19 protein-coding genes and 1 pseudogene are annotated in these 21,726 nt (G+C 46.6%); 10 read left to right on the top strand and 10 right to left on the bottom strand.

Annotated elements, in window-relative coordinates:
- Positions 1–189 precede the first annotated feature (189 nt).
- The 6 genes from D479_RS02095 to D479_RS02075 all read left to right on the top strand — a co-directional run bounded on the left by D479_RS02095 (position 190) and on the right by D479_RS02075 (position 7,759).
- Positions 190–1,764 (top strand): DUF2334 domain-containing protein, encoded by a 1,575-nt coding sequence (locus tag D479_RS02095; protein ID WP_008633119.1) that lies wholly within the window; start codon positions 190–192, stop codon positions 1,762–1,764.
- 68 nt (positions 1,765–1,832) lie between these two features.
- Positions 1,833–3,233 (top strand): polysaccharide deacetylase family protein, encoded by a 1,401-nt coding sequence (locus D479_RS02090; protein WP_008633118.1) that lies wholly within the window; start codon positions 1,833–1,835, stop codon positions 3,231–3,233.
- 14 nt (positions 3,234–3,247) lie between these two features.
- Positions 3,248–3,556: a hypothetical protein gene (locus tag D479_RS19760; RefSeq protein WP_008633117.1), complete on the top strand. Its 309-nt coding sequence runs from the start codon at positions 3,248–3,250 to the stop codon at positions 3,554–3,556.
- Complete coding sequence (locus D479_RS02085; protein WP_008633116.1) at positions 3,549–4,826, top strand: glycosyltransferase; 1,278 nt, start codon at positions 3,549–3,551, stop codon at positions 4,824–4,826. The genes D479_RS19760 and D479_RS02085 overlap by 8 nt, the downstream gene beginning before the upstream one ends.
- An 18-nt stretch (positions 4,827–4,844) precedes the next feature.
- A complete protein-coding gene (locus tag D479_RS02080; RefSeq protein WP_008633115.1) occupies positions 4,845–5,936 on the top strand; it encodes a glycosyl hydrolase family 8 in 1,092 nt (363 codons plus the stop codon).
- Positions 5,937–6,019: 83 nt separating this feature from the next.
- Positions 6,020–7,759: an ABC transporter ATP-binding protein gene (locus D479_RS02075; protein ID WP_008633114.1), complete on the top strand. Its 1,740-nt coding sequence runs from the start codon at positions 6,020–6,022 to the stop codon at positions 7,757–7,759.
- A 38-nt stretch (positions 7,760–7,797) separates the two neighbouring features.
- Here D479_RS02075 and D479_RS02070 read toward each other — a convergent pair whose 3' ends face one another.
- From D479_RS02070 to D479_RS02055, 4 genes are all read right to left on the bottom strand, one after another.
- A complete protein-coding gene (locus D479_RS02070) occupies positions 7,798–9,321 on the bottom strand; it encodes a tripartite tricarboxylate transporter permease (RefSeq protein WP_008633113.1) in 1,524 nt (507 codons plus the stop codon).
- A 14-nt stretch (positions 9,322–9,335) separates the two neighbouring features.
- On the bottom strand, positions 9,336–9,794 hold the full coding sequence (locus D479_RS02065) for a tripartite tricarboxylate transporter TctB family protein (protein WP_008633108.1): 459 nt from the start codon (positions 9,792–9,794) through the stop codon (positions 9,336–9,338).
- Positions 9,795–9,851: 57 nt separating this feature from the next.
- Positions 9,852–10,841: a tripartite tricarboxylate transporter substrate-binding protein gene (locus tag D479_RS02060; protein ID WP_235601513.1), complete on the bottom strand. Its 990-nt coding sequence runs from the start codon at positions 10,839–10,841 to the stop codon at positions 9,852–9,854.
- A gap of 212 nt (positions 10,842–11,053) precedes the next feature.
- A complete protein-coding gene (locus D479_RS02055) occupies positions 11,054–12,619 on the bottom strand; it encodes a ZinT/AdcA family metal-binding protein (RefSeq protein WP_008633104.1) in 1,566 nt (521 codons plus the stop codon).
- A 207-nt stretch (positions 12,620–12,826) separates the two neighbouring features.
- Between D479_RS02055 and D479_RS02050 the strand changes: the two genes are divergently transcribed.
- The 4 genes from D479_RS02050 to D479_RS02035 all read left to right on the top strand — a co-directional run bounded on the left by D479_RS02050 (position 12,827) and on the right by D479_RS02035 (position 16,635).
- Positions 12,827–13,504 carry a response regulator transcription factor gene (locus D479_RS02050; protein WP_008633101.1) on the top strand — a complete coding sequence of 226 codons (678 nt, stop codon included), beginning with the start codon at positions 12,827–12,829 and terminating at the stop codon, positions 13,502–13,504.
- The gene (locus D479_RS02045; RefSeq protein ID WP_008633094.1) at positions 13,501–14,874 is read left to right on the top strand and encodes a HAMP domain-containing sensor histidine kinase; all 1,374 of its coding nucleotides are present in this window, start codon (positions 13,501–13,503) and stop codon (positions 14,872–14,874) included. Before D479_RS02050 ends, D479_RS02045 begins: the two co-directional genes overlap by 4 nt.
- A gap of 71 nt (positions 14,875–14,945) precedes the next feature.
- The gene (locus D479_RS02040) at positions 14,946–15,953 is read left to right on the top strand and encodes an ABC transporter permease (protein WP_008633093.1); all 1,008 of its coding nucleotides are present in this window, start codon (positions 14,946–14,948) and stop codon (positions 15,951–15,953) included.
- A 1-nt stretch (position 15,954) separates the two neighbouring features.
- Complete coding sequence (locus D479_RS02035; RefSeq protein WP_008633091.1) at positions 15,955–16,635, top strand: ABC transporter ATP-binding protein; 681 nt, start codon at positions 15,955–15,957, stop codon at positions 16,633–16,635.
- Between the two features lie 128 nt (positions 16,636–16,763).
- Here D479_RS02035 and D479_RS02030 read toward each other — a convergent pair whose 3' ends face one another.
- From D479_RS02030 to D479_RS02005, 6 genes and pseudogenes are all read right to left on the bottom strand, one after another.
- Entirely contained in the window at positions 16,764–17,441 is a 678-nt protein-coding gene (locus D479_RS02030; protein WP_008633089.1) for a response regulator, read from the bottom strand.
- Positions 17,422–19,026, bottom strand: a complete 1,605-nt coding sequence (locus D479_RS02025) for a sensor histidine kinase (protein WP_008633087.1) — start codon at positions 19,024–19,026, stop codon at positions 17,422–17,424. Before D479_RS02025 ends, D479_RS02030 begins: the two co-directional genes overlap by 20 nt.
- Before the next feature lie 126 nt (positions 19,027–19,152).
- Positions 19,153–19,530, bottom strand: coding sequence for a dihydroxyacetone kinase phosphoryl donor subunit DhaM (gene dhaM, locus D479_RS02020; RefSeq protein WP_008633086.1), 378 nt, complete (start codon positions 19,528–19,530; stop codon positions 19,153–19,155).
- Positions 19,531–19,532: 2 nt separating this feature from the next.
- Complete coding sequence (gene dhaL, locus D479_RS02015; RefSeq protein WP_008633083.1) at positions 19,533–20,144, bottom strand: dihydroxyacetone kinase subunit DhaL; 612 nt, start codon at positions 20,142–20,144, stop codon at positions 19,533–19,535.
- Positions 20,145–20,160: 16 nt separating this feature from the next.
- A pseudogene (gene dhaK, locus D479_RS02010) lies at positions 20,161–21,155 on the bottom strand (dihydroxyacetone kinase subunit DhaK).
- Positions 21,156–21,226: 71 nt separating this feature from the next.
- Positions 21,227–21,726, bottom strand: a 500-nt coding sequence (locus D479_RS02005; protein ID WP_008633076.1) for an FGGY-family carbohydrate kinase, incomplete at its 5' end; no start/stop codon positions are given.

Genomic DNA, 21,726 nt, shown 5'->3' with positions numbered 1-21,726 from the left:
ATGTAGTAATTTTCTATGAATTTTGATAGTTTTTTATATGCTTACTCTTATGCGAAATCGTTCGTTATACAAAAAGATCCGTTTTATTTTGACATATCTATTATTGAAATATCTTCCCCTTTCCTGTATTGTTCTTTATAAAGAATGATATTAACCTACAAAGAACACCCGATAAAAGGAGGTCTGCTTGTGTCTCGTTTTCTAACTATTCTTTTTATATGGAGCGTTCTACTCCTCAGCACATTGATAACAGAACCTGTAGCAGCTGAAGAAGTGCAGCCAAGCATTCTTGTCGTCTATTCATCGACTCAAGAGGATCCGGGACCAAACATTCACCGCTTGGATATGGTAGCTGGTCATTTTACCAAGGACGTTCGAATCGTTGCAGCCAATGATTTAAATGAATCCCATATAAAAGAGGCAACCCACCTGATTTACTTCGGCGAAGTGAAGTTGAAAATTCCAAAAGAGGTAAAGGAATACATAAATCAATTCCCAGGTAAAATAATTGCTTTTGGTCATAACTACGAACAATTCAGGCCTTTTCATTTCATTAATCATCAAGGAACAGTCCAAGTGGACCAATATACAGTCACAAATCAGGATAACCATACTCTTCCACTTCCAGAGAAAAGAGAGATTTCCGACATTAAGAATTCGGATGCAACGAAGGAATGGATTACAGCGGGAAGACACTATCCTCTTCTCCTTCAAAAAGGAGACTATTATTATTATGCTGCCGACGAATTGACCCTCGATGACATGATAGTTTTCGGGGAAGTACTTCACTATATTCTAGAAATCGATCACCTAAAGGAGCATCCTGCTTATTTCCGATTAGAAGACGTCCATCCCCTTCTCGATCCGAAATTGTTGAAAGATTCGGCTCACGTCCTCCTGGAGAACGATATTCCCTTTATGATTTCTGTCACTCCTGTGTACGTTAATCCAAAAACAGGAGAGCGCTACCGATTATCAGATGCTCCCGATCTCCTTCAAGTTTTAAAGGACCTTCAATCCCAGGGGGCAGCTATCGTCTTACACGGATATACAGATCAGGCATGTTCTCTTCCAACAGGTAGCGGATTCGAATTCATAGGCTGTGAAGAAGACTCCCAACTTCCAAAAGAAGTAATTGAAGAACGGATCAGAAAAGGAACCGAAGAGTTGGTATTACATGGTTTGGAGCCTGTTTCTTTTGAATCTTCCCATTATATGATTCCACAAAACGGGTATGAGAGTGTCCGTCCTTTCTTTACTCTTTATACGGGCCAACTGCAATTAAGCGATGACAATTGGAGAATCATGGACGAGTCCCCTTTCCTCACCACCCCATCATTCTTGAAAGGAATCGCTCTTATTCCGGAGACGCTGCGATACAAGAAACATGCCCAGTCTTCCATTGAAGATATGGAACGGAGAATTCACCAGTTGTCCGCAGCCAGAGACAGCGTAATGAGTGCCTTCTACCACCCTTACCTCGGTCCTGATGGTTTAGAAGAAATGATTGCAACTATGAACGACGTTCCAACTATTGCGTGGAAGGATATTAGTCAACAGGCAGAATTAACATGGAAGAAGAAGGGTGTTGTTCTGGCTGAACATCACGAGCAAAAACCTGTGCCGGAGCAACCTAAAGCAACCATTTTCTCCATCCTTGCATCTGTGCCTTGGAGCGGACTGATCATCGGGTTTTCATCAGCAGTTATGATAATAGTTATCTCATTTATACAAAAGAGCAGATGGCGAAAATACGATCAGTAAATTTTTTTATTTTTTCGTTCTTTATAGTGAACGTTTGTACCAATTAAAAAACACAGGAGAGATAAGTTATGAAAAAAATTTGGTGGCTGTCATGCATGATCGTTTTCCTGACCGCTTTATCTCCCGTCGTCATTCTGGCAGACAACAATGTTGAGGAGCCTGATGTCCTGGTTGTTTATTCGAATGAGACTGGAGAAATGAATGAAAACCAGCGGAAACTCGATATGCTTCTTACCCACTTTACAAAAGAAATAAAGATAATCAGTGTGGACGAATTTAAGAAAAGTGATTTAAACGGGGTCACTCATTTGGTCTACCAGGGAATGAAGAAGCACCAGCTTCCTAAGGTATGGATTCGTGCAGTGGATGAGTACGAGGGGAAGGTAGCTGTCTTCGGGTATAACCAGGAGCAATTGGGAAGCCGCTATCGTTTCGCAGAGGCGAACGGTGAAAAAACAGTCCACAGCTTTTACTTAACCCAGAACGAAAACACTAAGTTTAACAGTTCTGTTCAAAGCATTCACTCCATCAAACCAGGGCCGGGATCAGATGTCCTGGTAAAAGCGGTTGGAGGCGATCATACTCATCCCATGATTACAAAACAAGAGAACTCCTACTATATCGGGGTCACGAATTTGATGTCTGACTCCTCCATACCGGTCGGTGAAGTCCTCCATACCTTTTTCAACATGGATCATGAGCACCAACATCCAGGATATATTCGGCTGGAAGACGTCCATCCACTTGTTGACCCGGTTAAATTGAGAGCAGTTGCTGATGTTCTGATTGACAGAGATATTCCTTTTATGATTGCTGTCATTCCTGTCTACACAAATCCGGATACAGGGAAGCAATCCCACTTGTCTGATTATCCAGAAGTACTGAAGACATTAAAATACATGCAGAACAACGGCGGCTCTGTGGTTCTGCACGGATATACCCATCAGTACCATGCGACAGAAACAGGAGAAGGTTTTGAGTTCTGGGACGTGAAGAATAACACTCCGATTTATAAGGATGCAGCGGAAGATACACCCTTGAAAATCCGTGCTGACTTCTCTAATGCAAGAGAATACGAAGCACACAGGGAGGAGCAGAAAGACTTTGAACGTACGTATATAAACCGGAAGCTTTCACAAGGCATTCGTGAATTGAACAGCTTTGGATTAAAGCCACTAGCGTTCGAAGCTCCGCACTACACCATGTCACAGAACGGTTACCGGACTGTCTCTGCCTCCTTCTCCACCTATGTCGGACAGGTGCAGCTGAGCGATAAAAATTGGGAGGTCATGGACAGCGTTCCTTATAAATCGTCTCCCTCTTTCTTTCATGGGATGAGTCTCCTTCCAGAAACATCTGGATATGTAGATCCCGATAATGAAAAATCAGCAGATGAAATAGCCGCCAAAGCAGAGAAACAGATGTTTCTGCGGGATGGCATGGTTTCTTTTTTTATCACCCCTATTTAGGGCCGGAACGCCTGGTGGAAGTACTGGATAAAATCGATCATCTCCCTGTAAATTGGATCGACATGAATAAAGAGGATGCAAGCGTCACAAGTGGAGACTTAACAATCGAAGCAGTCGATGGGGAGGTCAAAACAAACCAAACTATTATCGCCTCTACGACTGATACAAGATTAGGATTCACCTACTTCTTGAAAACATCCGCAGAGAAAATTATGTGGAGTATGGTAGGCACCGTTATACCTGTCCTTATTTTCTTCATTGCTGCTGCATTTCTTTCCAAGAGAAGGATAACGAAAGAGAAAAGGAGGAGACACATTGGCTGATTTGTTATTATACACCTCTCTTTTTTTAATCTGGATCATGCTCTTCTATCACATGTTTCTCATGCAGGGAGGATACCTTCATTTTCTTCAATTTCGGAAGACAAAAGCAGCTTGGGAGAAGAAGCAGGAAGAAATGCCGACGGTGAGTATCCTGATTCCTGCTCATAATGAAGAAATTGTCATCGACGAGACGCTTCATGCGATGCTCCGGCTTCAATATCCAGAGGGAAAGCTTGAAGTTATCGTCATTAATGACAACTCGAACGATAACACAGGAAATATAGTAGATACTTACGCAGCAGCACATCCAATGATACGTGCTGTTCACACTAAGCCTCCTCATGCAGGTAAGGGAAAGTCAGGGGCTTTAAACCAAGGATTAAAGGCAGCGACCGGGGATATGATCGTGGTTTATGATGCAGATAACACTCCAGAACCTGAGGCGGTCTATAACTTGGCTCTCGGATTAATGAATGATAAGAAAGCTGGAGCCGTCGTCGGTAAGTTCCGTGTCACAAACAGCAATCGAAACCTTTTGACCAGGCTTATTAATATAGAAACGATCACCTTCCAATGGCTCGCCCAGGCAGGGCGTTGGTTCTGGTTCCGGATGGCCACGATTCCAGGAACAAACTTTGCCATCCGCAGATCGATTCTGGAAGAACTGGGCGGGTGGGATGAGAAAGCCCTGTCCGAGGATACGGAACTCAGCTTTCGAGTATACAATCTTGGGTACCACATCCGCTTCTTCCCCGCTGCCATCACATGGGAGCAAGAACCAGAGCATCTGAAAGTATGGTGGAAACAGCGGACTAGATGGGCGCGCGGAAACGAATATGTGATCCTGAAGTACCTGCTGCAATTCCACCGTATGAAAAGAAAGAAAATCATTATTGATCTTCTGTATTTTCTTTTTACGTACCTTTTATTCTTCGGTGGTGTCATCGTCTCCCACTTTCTTTTCATCTGGAATCTTTTCCAGGACCTGAACTTGTCCATCGGAAATGTATCCATTGTACTGCTCGTTCTCGGATTCCTCTTATTTGTAACAGAAGTGACGCTTGCACTCAGCTTCGAACAGGGACAACTGACTTGGAAAAATTTCTTCATCGTCCTTTTCATGTATTTCTCATACTCCCAATTGTGGATCATTCTTGTTGTCTATGCCACATATCTTGAAACGAAGCGTGTTCTTCTCAAACAAGAAGTGACTTGGTACAAAACTCAGAGATTTAAAGGAAAACAGCCTTCGGAGAAACATTCCGCATGATCGACAGGTGGATAGACCATGAAGAAAACAACGATTGGAGTCTTGCTGATGACATGTCTTGCCTTCGGATTTTTTGTATTCGGTTCGTTCTCAGGTCACGCAGATAATGCAGATACTCTCCGTTTTATTCAGCGGTCGATGACCAATAAAAACGGGACGCTGGCCACCTACCTGAAAGATGAAACGGGAATTGACAGTGACGAAGTCCGTGGCCGGGAAGCGCTCTCGGAATCGGTGGGGCTGTATCTTCTCTATACTCTGGAAACGAACGATCAAAAACGCTTCCGTAAAATGTACCGCATTCTGGATAATAAATTTCTTATGGACGATGGATTCATTCATTGGAAGCTTTCCAAGAACGGCAAAGCGGAGGTCATGACTAATGCTTTAGTGGATGACCTTAGAATTATGAACGCCCTTTACCTTGCCTCCGAGAGATGGTCTGTTCCTGCTTATAAAAAAACGGCCGATGAAATCGGAAAATTCATCGGTGATCACCTGCTCCGCAGCGACACACTTGTAGACTTCTATGACCGCACAAACTCCCATACTCCTGGATCTTTGACTCTGTCTTACTTAGATCCAAAGAGTCTGGATATCTTATTGGAACGTGGGCATATCAGTCAGGAAAGCTTTGATCACATGTTAGGAATACTGCGCAACTTGCCGGAGCAAAACGGCTTTTATCCGAAATCCTATGGAGTGAAAAACGGGAATTTCCGCTTCGAGGAAGAAGTAAATATGATTGATCAGCTGATTGTAGCTTCCAACCGGGCGCAGCATTATGGAGAAGACACCACCTTCACTTCTTTCCTCCTGGCTGAATGGCAAAATAACGGGGTCGTATATGGACGATATGACTCTAAGTCCAAAAAAACAACCGTCCCCTATGAGTCTCCTGCTTCCTACAGTTTAATGATTCAGTATGCTATTCAAATCGATAATAAAGAACTCGCCCTTCTCGCTTACGAACGGATGATTCAATTCCGAACCAATTCCCGGGAGTATCGAGGTGCTTATTCCGTAACAGAAGGCAACACGCACATCTTTGATAACCTTCTTCCACTGCTCTCCATTGAACAGTTAAAGAACAAAGACTGGATTTCCTAATCCAGTCTTCTTTATTACCTTCATTCTCAGTGATTCCGTTATAATTAATAGAAAGAAACCACCACTAAAAGTGAGGTATTTGGATGAACTCATTGACGGAACAACCGAAATGGAAACAACTTCTGGGCTTGGTCAAAGCGACAGACCCACCGAAGATCCTATTCAGCACTGCCCTCTTCCTAAGTCTGCTCACAACTTTGGCAAGCCTTGCCATCCCGCTTTTTGCAAGCAGATTGATCGACGATTTCGATTGGAAGGACTTGAATACCCCCATCCTTATTGGAATCGGAGCAGCCTTCCTGATTCAGGCGGTCGCCGGCGGTGTTTCTGTGTACATGCTCGCCCGTGTCGGCCAGCATATCATCGCATCCTTGCGGGAAAGGCTGTGGAAGAAGCTTCTGGTCCTTCCTGTATCGCATTACGATACACACGAAACAGGAGATTCCGTCAGCCGGATGACGAACGACACCGGAGTGATCCGCGATTTGATCACCGATCATTTCACCGGATTCGTGACAGGGATCATCTCGGTGACAGGAGCAATCGTCATCCTGTTCTACCTGGACTGGCCGCTCACGCTCGTCATGTTTTCGATCATTCCGCTTTCCCTTTTGTTCCTTATTCCCACCGGTAAGAAAATGGCGGAAATATCCCGCGGTCTCCAATCCGAGACGGCCAGCTTCTCCGCCAACCTGACTCGTGTCATCTCTGAAATCCGCTTAGTAAAAGCATCGAATGCAGAAGACATGGAATGGGATAAAGGTAAATCAGGCATACATAAGCTGTACCGACTGGGATTGAAGGAAGGCGTCATCCAGGCATTAATGTCTCCTCTCGTCTCTTCGCTGATCATCGTCGTCCTTGTTCTGATCATCGGCTTCGGAGGCATCCGTGTCTCTTCCGGCGCCATGACTGCCGGAGAACTTGCCGCTTTCTTTATCTATCTGTTTCAGATCATTATGCCGATCACCCAGATCGTTTTCTTTGCGACCCAATTCCAGAAAACGATCGGAGCCACAGAGAAAGTGATGGACATCCTTACGCTGGAAGAAGAGAAATTGGAGGAAGGACATGATGTATACACAAGAGATGACAGTCTCATCATCGACGGCATCCATTTTGGGTATGATCCTGATGAAAGGATTCTGCATGATGTAACATTTACAGCTGTGAAAGGAGAGGTTACGGCAGTGGTGGGGCCAAGCGGAAGCGGGAAGACGACCTTGTTCTCTTTAATCGAACAATTTTACAAACCAAGTTCAGGAGTCATCCGCTATGGGAATGAACCGATCGATGCGTTCACATTAAAGTCCTGGCGACGGAAACTCGGCTATGTATCTCAGGAGAGCCCGATTTATGCAGGAACGATCCGTGAAAACTTGACCTATGGTCTGGAGGGAGAAGTTCCCTTTGAAAAAGTGAAAGCAGCTGCTGAAATGGCTTATGCGCATACGTTCATCGAAGCATTCACCAATGGATATGACACAGAGGTCGGGGAGCGCGGCATCAAACTATCCGGGGGACAGCGCCAGCGGATTGCCATTGCCCGAGCCCTGCTCCGGGATCCGGAAATCCTCATGCTGGATGAAGCGACATCCAGTCTCGACAGTCAATCCGAAATCGTCGTCCAACAGGCCTTAAAGAATTTGATGAACGGCAGAACCACGCTCGTCATCGCCCACCGGCTTTCAACGATCGTGGATGCCGATCAAATCATCTTTTTAGAGAAAGGACACGTCACAGGAATCGGCACTCATGAGGAACTTTTTGAGAAACATGCGCTCTATCATGACTTCGCCCGTCAACAACTGCGCGTTGAATAAGATGACACAAAAAAAGCAGGCAGATGCCTGCTTTTCTTTTATGCTGATGCAGAGTTGCTTTCTGATTCCTCTTCTTCTTTCTTCGTCTGCTTTTTACTGCGAATGAAAGGAATAACGAATGAAAGAATACTTACAATGTAAAGGCTGATGGATACAGGGTCAGAGACGAGGATCATCATATCCCCACCGGAAGCCGTCAACGCCTGACGAAGCGACTGCTCCATCATACCACCAAGGATGAAAGCGAGAATGAACGGTGCTGCCGGGAACTGAAACAGACGCATTAAGTAACCGATGACACCGAAGATCAGGAGTAAATACAAATCGAACGTACTGAAGCTGATGGCATATACACCGATCAAACTGAAGATGGCGACAAGCGAAATCAGCAGCGGACGAGCGATTTTCAGAATCTTGGCGATGTATGGAATCAGCGGCAGATTCAAAATAAGCAGGAAAATGTTACCGATATACATACTTGCAATGATTCCCCAGAATACTTCCGGCCTGTCCGTCATAAGAAGCGGTCCAGGCTGGATGCCGAGTACAAGGAAGGCGCCTAGCATGACGGCGGTCGTACCGGATCCCGGAATACCAAGGCTTAAAAGTGGAACGAACGCGCCGCTTGTAGCCGCGTTATTTGCCGTTTCAGGAGCAGACAATCCTTTAACAGAACCTTTTCCGAATTCCTCCGGACGCTTCGTGATTTTCTTCTCGGTAATGTAACCGATGAAGGAAGCGATCGTGGCACCGGCCCCGGGAAGTACGCCTAACAGGAAGCCTAGGAAGGACTGCCTTGTCATCGGCCCACGCATTTCTTTAAAATCGGATTTAGACAGTTTCAAACTGCCGATATCCCCTTGGCTTTGCAGCGATTTATCTTTTCTTCGAATAACAAGAAAACAGATTTCAGCTAAAGCGAAGAGTCCAAGGGCGATGACAAGAAAATCGATTCCTTCCAATAAGTTAGGCGTATCAAATGTGAAGCGAGCTGTTCCTGTCTGGCCGTCAATACCAACAGTGGCGACCATAAAACCGACTGTCGCCGCAATCAACGCCTTAATTGTAGACCCATCAGACAGACTTGCAATAGCTGTCAAACCGAGAAACATCAAAGCAAAATACTGAGCCGGTCCGAATGAGACCGCCACTTGAGCCAAAGCCGGGGCAAACAACATCAACAAGACTACGGAAACCGTTCCACCTACGAAGGAGGAAATAGCTGCGATTGCCAATGCCTTTCCAGCTTCCCCGCGCTGAGCCATTGGATAGCCGTCGAACGCTGTGGCAACGGTCCCGGAAACACCAGGAGCATTTAATAGAATCGATGATGTCGAACCTCCGAAGATGGCACCGTAATAGACGCCGGCCATCATGACAAGTGCGATTGACGGGTCCATTCCATAAGTGATCGGAATCATGATCGCGATAGCACTGATTGGTCCAAGACCGGGCATCATACCGATCAATGTACCCGCCATGACTCCGATGAATACAAATAATATACCTTGCAGACTAAATGCGACTTGAATCCCTTGCATTAACCCTTCCATTGCACCCATAGCTACTCACACCTTTAAAATGGTAATAAACCTTGCGGCAGTCGAATTTGCAGCAGGTAGTTGAACGATAAATACATCACCAGCGGGAACAGGACAGCAACCAGCACATTCGTCTTATACTTCCTGTAGCCTAAGAACAAAGAACAGAAGAAAATAAACAGTGTGGAAGTGATGACGAATCCGAGGATTTCCAACAGAAAGATGTAAACGAAGATCATACCGCCGACTGCCAGTAGAAAGAGAATCTCTTTCTTCGGAACCTCCCTCTGTTTTTTTGCTTCTTCGGTTTCCGACGAGCGGTCAAAAAATAAGAAAATAGCAAGAACGATCAATAAATATCCGAGAACTTTTGGAACGAGATCCGAATCGACTGGTACGTAAGGATATTCCTTCAAGTTGTAGCTCAAATACAAGTAACCGGACGCAAACAAGATGAGAAAAATACTTAATTTTTGATTCAACGTTTTCAACATATGCATCACCTTCACCTTAATGGTAAATAGAAAGGGTCGAAGCGACCCTTTCCTGTCTTACTCTCCTAATCCAAGCTCATCCATCAATCCGGAGAGCTCTTCTTTTTGTTCTTTCAAGTATTTACTGTATTCTTCGGAATCCATGTACAGTTCGTTCCAGCCGTAGCTGTCACGCATTTCCGCAAAAGCGTCGGAATCACTGACTTCTTTCAACTTCTCTTCGTAATATTTCACCTGCCCGTCGGTCATATCTCCAGGTCCGAAGAAGCCTCTCCAGTTAACGAACGTCGCATCGATTCCCTGCTCCTTGGCTGTTTGGAAATCAGACAGCACTTCCCCTTCCAAACGCTCTTCTGCAGTAATACCAAGTACTCTCACCTTACCCGCTCTCACCTGCTCCACCGTTTCCGCAATCCCTGTGGAATAGACATCAGCGCTGCCGTTGAGAATCTGCGTCATTCCACCACTGTCTTGTGCAGATACGTAGCGGATCTTCTTGATGTCGACCCCGGCTTCCTTCGCAATGGCCACGAACTGCATATGGTCCATAGAACCAGGGGAAGAAGTTCCGACTACCGTCACGCTCTCCGGATCTTTCTTCATATCTTCAAACAACTCATTTAAATCCTGCCATTTCGCATCATCAGCGACGGCAAAAGCACCATAGTCTGCAATCATATTAGCAAGTGGTGTAAAGTCTTCATGAGACAATTGTGACTGTCCATTCAATGGAACGAAAATAAGTGGTGGAGAGGAGACAAAAATGTTGTGCGGATCGTTCGTACTGTCGATGTAGGACCAGCCTACCGCACCGCCGCCACCTTCTTTGTTGACGACACCTACGCTCTTCTCAATAATCCCTTCTTCCTCCAACACTTTACCGACGGTTCTTGCTGTCGTATCCCATCCGCCTCCAGCGCCCGCCGGAGCAACGATTTCAACATTTCGATCCGGCTTCCATTCTCCATCATCTCCATCACCGGACGCTTGCGATCCCCCACACGCTGCCAAAAATAATACAATCAATAAAGCCCCTAGTTTCCACATGTGTTTCATGCAATAACCCCTCTCTATTTGTCGTTCCTTGATGATAGTGTATCGAAAGAATTCAGAAATGTAACCGTTTTCAAAATATTCTATATTAAATGCAATAAAGCTAATTAACCAAATAAAATTTACGATATAGAAAGTAACAACGAAGCCGGCAAAACAGAAAAAAAAAGCATATCCAATTCGGATATGCTTTCTTAGGAATTAAATTAGTGAGCCATCATTTCATGAGCTATCTCCTCTCCGTCCATGTCACTCGGGTAATAAGTCGGCCAGTTTGTCACTTCCTCAAGCAGTGCTTCACGATCATCTCCCCAGTAGAGGTGATAATGTCCAGCATCTGTCGGTTCGATACTGTGGTCGCTGAATTGGAAGTAAGCAGGCATTCCTTCTGATCCGTCTTCCTTCTTGAAAATGTAGCGGACGCCGCGATTTCCTCCTTCGTATTCCAGGATCTCATAGCCATCATAACTGTACATGGCAGATTTCTCTTCGCCGTCTTTAAAGAAAGTCACGCTGCCGTCTTCTTCCATGATGATACGATCGACATTTGTTTTATAGCCTGTTTCATAGTACTCTTTGTACTCCGCTTCTGTCTTATCTCCTTCATCTTCCGCTTTATGTGCGAACACCTCATCTAACGTGCCGTCTTGAAGGTAAGGGTAGACAGACTGCCAGTCACCGGCCCAATCGGAAAGGGGGCGGTCTTTTACCTGGCTGTCTTCAAAATATCCATCATAGATCTTCTGTTCCTCTTCACTTAAGGCATGATCATGTCCATGCTCTTCCTCCACTTCTATATCAACGTCCGACTTTTCAGAAAGCGCTTTGGTTAGAACATCCAAATTCTTCTCCATTAAAGAAAAGTAGTCTTCCCCGTTATCGATATCTTCTTCTGTTAATGTTGCAAGGTTATGGATACGCAATGTTTCCGCATCTATTTCCTCCCGGACGACGTCCGCAACTTTCGGTGTAATGTTCTGTTCGAAAAGCACATAGTTTAAGCCGTACTTCTCCGCAGTTTCAACAATCCCCTGTAAGTCTTTCTGCGAAGGCTCATTCGTCGGACTTAAACCGGAAACTGCGATTTGTTCAATGCCGTATAAATCTTCCCAATATCCATAGGCTGCATGGGAGACAATAATTTTATTCTCCGGAAGGCTGTCAATTTGGGTACGGAACTCCTCATCCAGGCTTTCAAGCTGACCTTTTAACTCTTCGAAATTCTGCTCGAATACCTCTTCTTGTTCCGGACGAAGTTCTACCAGTGTATCTTTAATATTTTCTGCCATTTTTATGGAACGGACAGGATCAAGCCAGACGTGCGGATCCTGATCTCCGTGGCTGTGTCCGTGGTCGTGATCATCTCCATGATCATGGTCATGGGCGTGTTCCGCCAGTTCTACTCCATCCGTCGCTTCTAAAATCGTCACATCTTCATCCTTAATAGAATCAGAGATTTTCTGTGCGTATGTCTCAAGCCCTGCACCGTTGTACAGGAAAGCATCTGCTTCCGCGATTTCTATCATTTCCTTCGTCGTCGGTTCATATGTATGCGCATCTGAACCTGGTGCGAGAATGGACTCAACCGAAGCACCATCCCCTGCAATCTGCTGAGCAAAAAACTGGAGCGGATACACCGTGGTAAATATCTTCAGCGGTTCCTCCGAGGTTTCTTTTTCTCCTTCTCCACTACTCTCCGTATCGTTTCCACATGCAGCAAGAGCAATTAGTACAGTAAGTAAACTGATGATTCCTAGTAATTTCTTAACCAAGTTCTCTCTCCTCCTTTTATTCAAACTTATATTATCGTAATCATTACTATTTGTAAACAGTAATTATTACGATTTTTATCAATTCCATGACAGACTTGTTTTTTAGTTACATAGTAAAATGGGAAGGATGAGGTTATCCGTTCACCTTCTGTTCACTTTACTGTGTAAAGGTAAAGGGAAAGAAGGAGTAAAGAGAGGATGAAATGAATGATTTCCATTTTAATCGTTGATGACGATCCCCATATATTGGATCTTGTAAAACTTACTGTAGAACAGGCAGGGTTCCTTGCACGGACTGCTGAAGACGGCAAAGCAGCGCTTCTTATGCTCGAGAAGGAATCCTTTGATCTCGTCATTGTCGATGTGATGATGCCGGGGCTGGATGGTTTCTCGCTAACAAAAGAAATTCGTAAATTTTATGACCACCCTGTAATCCTGCTCACAGCTAAAGGAGAGCTCTACGATAAAGAACAGGGCTATGATGCGGGGACAGATGATTATATCGTGAAGCCGTTTGAGCCGAGGGAATTGGTCTTCCGAATACGAGCCGTTCTGCGACGTTATGATAAACCGGCTGATTTGGTCGTCCGCGCCGGAGATATAATCATAGACAGAAAAAATTATGAAGTGGCAATCGGCAGGCAGCATCTTCTACTCCCTCTCAAGGAATTCGAACTGTTAAGCTTATTAGCCAGCCGCCCGAATCGTGTCCTCCAGCGTGATATGCTGATTGAGCAAATATGGGGACTCGATTTTGAAGGCGATGAGCGAACGCTCAATGTGCACATCAAACGAATCAGAGAAAGGCTGGCCGGCGCTGAATCATCTGTCAAAATTACCACGGTCCGGGGGATCGGTTACAAGTTGGAGGCGTCTCTTTTATGAAAACCCTGTATTCTAAATTCCTATGGACGACGTTGTTCATTATGATTGGAAGCGCTGTTACCGGATTTCTCCTTTCCAATCTTTACTATCAGAATGAGCTGAAGCCGGAGAATGACACGAAGAACACGAAGATTGCGCTTCAAATGGCTGCCTATGGAGAAACAGAGAAAAGCCTTGAGGATTTTCTTGAACATACCGCCTCCACCGGCTATCAGCTCTACCTTTTCAGTGAGAAGGAAGGGAAACAATACTTTGGACGCTCCTTTAATGAACATAATTTGCCGGCATCCGCCGTCAGCCGGGTGATCGAGGGAGACATCTATCATGGTATGCGTGATTTTCCGAAGGAGACGTTTGTGACAGGCTTCTTCGCCAATGAACTGCGGAACACCGTCGGGGTGCCTCTAACATATGAGGGAACACGATACGCCTTGTTCATGCGGCCGGACATCGAACTGCTGTTCAATGAACTTCACATCCTGCTCGCGTGGATGGTTGCTGCCATCGTATTATTAAGTCTTGCGGCTATGCTGATTTGGTCAGGGTTGATCATTCACCCCATCCGGAAATTGACGGCTGCTGTCAACAAGGTCGGCGAAGAAGGGTTCGGTGTTTACTTGAAGGTGACAAGGAAAGACGAAATCGGCCAGCTGGCCCGCCGTTTCAATGACATGATCACCCGGCTGGGCAAGCTGGATGAAATGAGAAAAAGTTTCGTTTCAAACGTATCCCACGACATCCGGACGCCGCTCTCCAATATTCAGGGATACAGCCGTCTGCTGGAGAATGACAATCTTCCGCATGCAGAGCGGCAGAAATATTTGGCCGTCATCCAGGAAGAAGCAGAACGGATGTCTGCCTTATCCAGTCAATTGCTGACTCTCTCTTCGCTTTCTCCGGAAGAAGAAAACATAAAGAAGAGCCCGGTCGACGTAAGCGGCCAATTAAAGCAATTGATACGAAGGTATCACTGGAGAATAGATGAAGCGGGGATGTCGATCAGCTACAATCTGGACGAAATGATCTGCCTTGGGAACGAAGCTCTACTTTATACAGTCTGGGAAAATTTGCTGACAAACGCAATCAAGTATAACAGCACAGAGGGGACAATATCGATTCAGGGAACCGCCACAGCGGATGAGATAAACGTCTCCATAACGGATTGCGGCATCGGTTTATCAGAAGAGGAGCAGGAGCAGGTATTCGACCGCTTCTACCGAGCGGATCAAGCCAGATCCCGATCTGTGCCTGGTACTGGACTGGGGCTTTCCATCGTCAAAGAAATCATCGACCTCCATGATGGGAGCGTCCATTTACACAGTGAACCTGGTTCCGGGTCCACTTTCCTTGTCACCCTGCCAAGGCTGTAATCTTTCATTCACCTTCTGTTCACACAGGATGATTAACATGGAAGCAGAAAGAACAGAGAGGAATGAAGTAGATGAATATGGCATGGAAGGAAATGAAGAAAAATAAAGCAAGATTTCTGCTGCTCGGATCCATCGTTTTTCTATTAAGCTTAATGACCTTTATCTTGTCCGGACTTTCCGAAGGGTTGTCGGAAGATAACGTTTCGTTGGTCAAGCAGATGCCTGACAAAACTTTTCACTTAAATGCAGGAGCAGAAGGGTGTTATGCACAGTCGACCATCCCGTCGACAGAAGCGGAAAGCGGGATATTTGCTTTTTCCATTCAGATGGGAACGATGACAGGTGAACAGGAAGAAAAGCATACGGTAGCCTTTTTTTCTTCTAATGAACCGGAACAGGTACAACAGGTCGGCGATGGGGAGGTCATCCTAGATTCATCGCTTAAGAAAGAAGGGCTGTCGGAAGGAGAATGGATTCAGACACCTTTGTTGAAAGAACCGCTGCGGATTGCAGGGTTCACAGACCATAAACGGTTTAACCACTCCCCTGTCGCTTTGCTAAACGAGTCCACCTACCAAAGGATGACAGGACTGAAGGAGTGGCAGGTTCTCGTTGCATCAGATGAAAAGAACACTACAGAATTACGCCCCTTCTCAAAACAAGAATTTTTAACTACCATTCCTAGTTACCAAGCCGAACAGACCACATTGACCATGATCGTCTGGTTCCTGGTCGGGATCAGCGGCCTGTTGTTCGCTGTCTTCTTCTACATGATGAATGTACAGAAAGTTGGGATGTATGGAATTCTAAAAGCCTTGGGGCTGCGGACGAGGACACTTTTTCAAATGATGTGGACTCAAATGGGGGTACTCATCGTCTTATCCATTGTGGCTGCAAGTGCCGTCAGTTTGAACCTGATCCACCTTCTCCCTGAAGGTACGCCTTACTCGCTGTCGGTACAAACCGTTCTGCGCTTGTCTCTCGTGTTTTTCATTGTCGGATTTGCAGGTTCGACATTATCTGCCGTTCAAATCAGGCGAATTGATCCACTCACAGCCATTCAACGAGGAGATGCATAAGATGAAACGTTTAGAACTGAAACAGATAAAGAAAACCTTTCAGAGCGGAGAGGTGGAAGAAGAGGTACTGAAGGGAATTAACCTATCCTTAAAAGAAGGGGAATGGACCGCTTTGACAGGTGCATCCGGTTCGGGAAAGAGCACACTTCTTACGATTGCAGCAGGACTTCAACCTGCTACCGCAGGCGAAGTCATCTTTGATGGCAAGGTTTTGGATTCCAACAATAAAAAAGCCATGCGGCAGGCGAGAGCGGAAGCATTCGGATTCATTTTTCAATCTTCCCACCTTGTTCCTTTCCTGACCGTGGAAGAGCAGCTTGCAATGATGCTGGATGTCTCCGGATGGACAGCGTATAAAAGGGAGAAGAAACAGCGGATCCGGGAGGCCCTGGATAAAGTCGCCATGACACACCGGACAAACGCTTATCCTTCCTCGCTTTCCGGCGGCGAAAAACAGAGGGTGGCCGTGGCACGGGCGATCATCCATGATCCAAAGGTGCTGTTTGCCGATGAACCGACAGCGAGTCTCGATTCGAAACGTTCCATCGAAATTATGGAGCTGATCCAGGATGTGACCCAGTCTTCCCGTACCACAACTTTAATGATCACCCACGAAGAAGAACTGCTTTCTTACGTCGATCGGACCGTAAAGATGTCCGACGGCAGGATAACTACATCGTGAAGAAGCCAGTGTCCTGGGGGGAGGGTGCTCAGGGGGATTGTTCATTCACCACAGATGGGAACTAGATAAGAAAGACTTTCATAACAGTTAAACTGCAGAGCAAATAAAGCCGGACGTCACGTCCGGCTTTATTTATTACTGTAGTATTTCCGCTCCGGCCTGCCTACCCGCCCGTAATTCATCTCCGCCTTCCCTTTCCTGATGCTGATTAAGTATTCCAAGTATCTTCGTGCCGTCGTCTTCGATGCTCCCATTTCATTACTGGCCTGCTCCGCCGTCAATCCGTCCGCGGAGTCCCTTAGCAGCCCTTCGACTTTTTTCAGCGTCCGTGGATCGATTCCTTTCGGTACGTGAATCGGTTCTTCCGCTTCTATCAGTGCCGAAGCTTTCAGGAGGCGGTCGATCCCCGCTTGATCGAAAGAGTCGGCATTCTTTAATAACGTACGCCTGCGGCGGTAGTCTTCTATAGTCTGCTGGAAGCGCTCCAGTGTAATCGGCTTGATAATATAATCGACGACCCCGTATTTCAAGGCTTGTTCAACAACTTCTTTCTCTTTGGCGGCCGTGATCATGATAATGTCCACCTCCAAAGCAGTTTCTCTGATTTCATGAAGAATTTCAACACCAAGCCTGTCCGGCATATACACATCGAGCAGTAACAGGTCGGGCCGCTTTTCCTCGAGGAGCACCAGCGTCTCTGACGCATTCAGCGCTTTTCCTACCACTGTAATACCGGGCATGCTCTGCAAAAACTGTGCATGCATGTCAGCCACCCGAAAATCATCTTCACTGACCATCACTTTCATACTCATCCGCCCCTTTCACTTTAGGGAAGAAAATGGAGAACACGGTTCCTCCATCCGGCGCATCACTGATTTCCATCGATCCCTTCTGCTTGTCTATGACCTCTTTAACATTAGACAAACCATACCCGCGCATTTCCCCTTGTTTTGTTGAATATCCCCGGATAAACAAATAGCAGAAAGAATCTTCCGGGATCCCCCCGCCACTGTCCGTCACTTCAAAAACGACTGCTTCCCCCACATCTGTCGCAAAGAACTCCACCCGTTTTTCCTCCTGATTTTGTACGGCTTCGAAAGCATTATCAATGATGTTTCCGAGGACCGTCACAAGATCCGTCCTGCTGATATGACTCGGGACCCGCTGCAGCTCCGATTCTTCCTGTATCACAAACTCCACCTTCAACTCACTCGCTTTACTCATCTTGCCTGCCAGGATCGCCTGTACGGTGTCATCCCCGATGCGGTCGAAAATAATCCGTTTGTTCTTCTCCGCATAGGTGTACTCCTCCTCGATCATCGCGACGGCTTCGTTTTGTTTCCCTAATTGAAGAAGGCCGAGCAGCAGGTACATTTTGTTGGCATGCTCATGCGTTTGTGAACGCAGGCCTTCTGAATAACGCTTCACCTCTGATAACGCCTGCACCATTTCCCTTACCTCCGTTTTATCACGAAAACTGGAAACGACACCGATGACTTTGTCCTCCTGGATGATCGGGGTTCGGTTGACGATGACAATCTTGTTTTGGAGGCGCATTTCCTCATCTTTCACCATCCGTCCCGTCCTCAAGACCTCCAGCATCTTCGTATTAGGAAAGACTTCCTTAATCGGTCGTCCTTCCGTCTTATCCTTGATGTTCAAAAGCTCCATGGCGGAATTATTGATCATCGTGACATTTCCCTGTTCATTTATGGAAATGATTCCTTCTTTGACCGAAGAAAGGATTGCCTGCCGTGCTTGATAGAAGGAGGTGATTTGATATGGTTCGAGACCAAGCGTGTCTTTCTTAATACTGCGTGCCAGGAAAAGACTTCCGATGACCCCGATCAATAACGTCAGGAGAGCGATACCGAAGACGTGGCTCATCTTCTTCCAAACAGAAGAACGCACGTCTTCCAACAGAAAACCGACCGACACGAGACCTACAATATCCCCGTCATTGGAGTAAATCGGTGCCTTTCCCCGCATTGAAGGACCGAGCGAACCTTCAGCGGTGGAAACGTAATACTCCCCGTCCATCACCGCACGATCGTTATCGCCACCAACCATCTTCTTCCCGATTTTGTCCGGGTCCGGATGGGCATAGCGGATGCCGGCGGCATTGCCGACTACAACGAATTCCGCTCCCGTTTCTTCCTGCACTCGTAACGCAATGGGTTGAATAGTCCTGGACGGGTCCTCCTGCTGAAACGCCTGTTGGACAGAAGGCATAAAGGAGACGGTACTCGCAACACGAAGAGCGAGCTGTCCCATTTGATCTTCTACATCTTCTTTCTCAATATAAGCAAACGCACCGGTAAGGAGGGCAATGACAAGAAGGAGCAATGAAAGAACCAAGCCCGATATCTTCGTTCTGAGTGATACTCTCATCTTCATTCCCTCCTTTTATGAAACCGTTATCTTATTTCCATCGTATCATATTCCGATTCGTTTGAGTTTTCTAATTTGTCAGACGTTGTAAAAAACAGAAAACCGGGGGAAGGATCCCCCGGTTCTTCAGTCCCTGCCGAATTCTTTCTGCAAGGAGGCCAATATATCCTCCAACGACTTGTCGATGCTTGCTTCCACCGCTGCTAAATAAGCACCCTCAAGGATAGGATAGGATACAAGCTGAGCTTTCACCTGTTCGCTCATTTCAATCGCCATTTCCGCATTCATCTTTGCACTTCCTAAATCAAAAAAAACAAGAACGTTTTCTGCTTCGATCGACTGAATCGCTGTTTGAATTCGGTCAAAGCTTGTCCCGATCCCACCGTCTTCACTCCCCCCGGCAGATACGACCGGAACGCTGCCGACAACCTGATCCAACAGTTCTTTTATTCCTTCGGTCACCTTATCGCTGTGGGAAACAAGCACGATTCCGACATTCGACATGATCACTCAGCCCCTTCCACAGATGCCAGCGCTTCAAATAAGTAAAAGGAAGAGACAGCACCAGGATCAAGATGACCGACGGACCGTTCTTTCAAGTAGGAAGCCCGTCCTTTCGTCGCTTGGAGAGATTCTGTAGCTTCCATTGCCGTTTCTGCAGCTTCTTTCCATTTCACAGGCTCCCAAGTGCCTTCCTCTTTTACTGCTTCGGCGACTGGAGACCACACATCGATCATCGTCTTCTCGCCAACCTCTGCTTTTCCTCTCTGCTTCAAACCCTCCAGTGCTTCCTGCACCATTTCACTGAAGACGGACGCATCGACGTCTCTTCCTTTGCATGCCGTCGACATTTTCAAAAATGCGGTACCATAAAGGGGGCCAGATGCTCCGCCCACTTTTGACATCACGGTCATGGCTGCCTTTTTCAACACATCTGAAACGTCGCTGAAGGACCCGTCTTCCAGAGCAGAAGCCACTTCCTTGAACCCTCTAGCCATATTAATACCGTGATCGCCGTCTCCGACCGCGCGGTCCAGGGAGGTGAGATAATCTTTCTGTTCCTGATACTTCTCATTCGTAATCATCATCCATTGGATGGTATTTTCGACGTTCAACATCGTATACTCCTCCTTCTCAATAACGGAATGCGGGAGCCTCGGACGGCGCATTCAATAACGCCTTCAAGTCGTCATCCACCTTCAATATAGTCAGAGAGCAGCCTGCCATTTCAAGGGATGTCATATATTCCCCAACAAAAGTACGACAAACGGAAACCCCTTTCTCGGCAAGCAATTCCTGTACTTTGCGGTTAAACACGTACAGTTCCATCTCCGGTGTAGCTCCCATCCCATTGATCATGACCGCAGCCTGGTCGTTTCCTACCGGCTCCAATTCTGACAGCACACTGTCCAGAAGCGCTGTGGCGATTTCGTCTGCGGTGGCCAGGGGCTTGGTCTCCACCCCCGGCTCCCCGTGAATGCCGATCCCGAGTTCCATCTCACCGTCCTCCAAATGAAAGCTCGGCTCCCCGGATGTCGGCATGATGCACGGGCTTAGTGCCACCCCCATCGTCCGGACATTATGAACAACGTGTTCAGCTGTCTGCTTGACTTCTTCAAGGGAAGCTCCTTCTTCTGCTTTCGCCCCGGCAATTTTGTGGACGAACACCGTACCGGCGACCCCGCGTCTGCCTGTCGTAAATGAGCTATCCTCGACGGCTACGTCATCATTCACAAGCACACTTTCTACGGCAATTCCTTCTGCTTCTGCCAACTCTTTAGCCATATCGAAGTTCATGACATCTCCCGTATAGTTTTTGACGACCAGCAGGACGCCGGCTCCGCTGTCAACGGCTTTAATGGCTTCTAATATTTGATCAGGAGTAGGAGATGTGAACACCTCTCCGGAAACGGCTGCGTCCAACATGCCTTTGCCAACAAAACCAGCATGAGCGGGTTCATGTCCGCTCCCGCCTCCGCTCACTATCCCGACCTTTCCTTCCACGGGTGCGTCTTTTCTTACAATCACCGTAGTTTCTTCCAGGCGTCTCATTTTTCAGGGTAGGCAGACGTCAAACCGTCCAACATCTCATGAATAATTTGTTCAGGTTCATTCATTATTTTCTTCATCCATACTCACTCCCTTTTGACAATATGTAAGAGGGCACCCTCTTTCCATGGAAAAAAGGTGCCCTTCTTCATTACTTGAATTGTCTTGTTGCTTCTACAGCTTTCTTCCAGCCGCTGTACAACTTATCTTGTTCCTCTTTGCTCATTTCTACCGTAAACGTACGCTCATTATCAGAATGCTGCTTAATTTCATCTTTATCTTTCCAATAACCCACGGCAAGTCCTGCCAGGAAGGCAGCCCCCAGTGCTGTTGTTTCCTGAACGACCGGCCGCTCAACAGGCACACCAAGCATGTCGCTCTGGAACTGCATGAGGAAATCGTTCTTCACGGCTCCACCGTCCACACGAAGGGCCTTCAAATCGATGCCGGAATCAGCAATCATTGCATCCAGCACATCTTTCGTTTGATAAGCGAGTGATTCCAGTGTAGCCCGGACAAAGTGGGCTTTGGACGTACCACGAGTCAATCCGAAGACAGCTCCGCGGGCATCGCTGTCCCAGTACGGTGTTCCAAGACCGACGAATGCCGGTACAAGATATACACCGTCGGAAGAATCGACAGAAGTCGCAT

Origin of the sequence: Halobacillus sp. BAB-2008, assembly GCF_000328325.1 — a bacterium.
Classification (GTDB): Bacteria; Bacillota; Bacilli; order Bacillales; family Halobacillaceae; genus Halobacillus.
Note: the sequence above shows the minus strand (reverse complement) of the source record. Positions and strands in the feature narration are given on the sequence as shown.

What these genes read in the sequence shown, in the direction of transcription:
- D479_RS02090 (WP_008633118.1), top strand. Translation starts at nt 1,833, where the DNA reads ATGAAAAAAATTTGGTGGCTGTCATGCATGATCGTTTTCCTGACCGCT.
- D479_RS02080 (WP_008633115.1), top strand. Translation starts at nt 4,845, where the DNA reads ATGAAGAAAACAACGATTGGAGTCTTGCTGATGACATGTCTTGCCTTC.
- D479_RS02075 (WP_008633114.1), top strand. Translation starts at nt 6,020, where the DNA reads ATGAACTCATTGACGGAACAACCGAAATGGAAACAACTTCTGGGCTTG.
- D479_RS02070 (WP_008633113.1), bottom strand. Translation starts at nt 9,321, where the DNA reads ATGGGTGCAATGGAAGGGTTAATGCAAGGGATTCAAGTCGCATTTAGT.
- D479_RS02065 (WP_008633108.1), bottom strand. Translation starts at nt 9,794, where the DNA reads ATGTTGAAAACGTTGAATCAAAAATTAAGTATTTTTCTCATCTTGTTT.
- D479_RS02060 (WP_235601513.1), bottom strand. Translation starts at nt 10,841, where the DNA reads ATGTGGAAACTAGGGGCTTTATTGATTGTATTATTTTTGGCAGCGTGT.
- D479_RS02050 (WP_008633101.1), top strand. Translation starts at nt 12,827, where the DNA reads ATGATTTCCATTTTAATCGTTGATGACGATCCCCATATATTGGATCTT.
- D479_RS02045 (WP_008633094.1), top strand. Translation starts at nt 13,501, where the DNA reads ATGAAAACCCTGTATTCTAAATTCCTATGGACGACGTTGTTCATTATG.
- D479_RS02040 (WP_008633093.1), top strand. Translation starts at nt 14,946, where the DNA reads ATGAATATGGCATGGAAGGAAATGAAGAAAAATAAAGCAAGATTTCTG.
- D479_RS02035 (WP_008633091.1), top strand. Translation starts at nt 15,955, where the DNA reads ATGAAACGTTTAGAACTGAAACAGATAAAGAAAACCTTTCAGAGCGGA.
- D479_RS02030 (WP_008633089.1), bottom strand. Translation starts at nt 17,441, where the DNA reads ATGAAAGTGATGGTCAGTGAAGATGATTTTCGGGTGGCTGACATGCAT.
- D479_RS02025 (WP_008633087.1), bottom strand. Translation starts at nt 19,026, where the DNA reads ATGAGAGTATCACTCAGAACGAAGATATCGGGCTTGGTTCTTTCATTG.
- dhaM (WP_008633086.1), bottom strand. Translation starts at nt 19,530, where the DNA reads ATGTCGAATGTCGGAATCGTGCTTGTTTCCCACAGCGATAAGGTGACC.
- dhaL (WP_008633083.1), bottom strand. Translation starts at nt 20,144, where the DNA reads ATGTTGAACGTCGAAAATACCATCCAATGGATGATGATTACGAATGAG.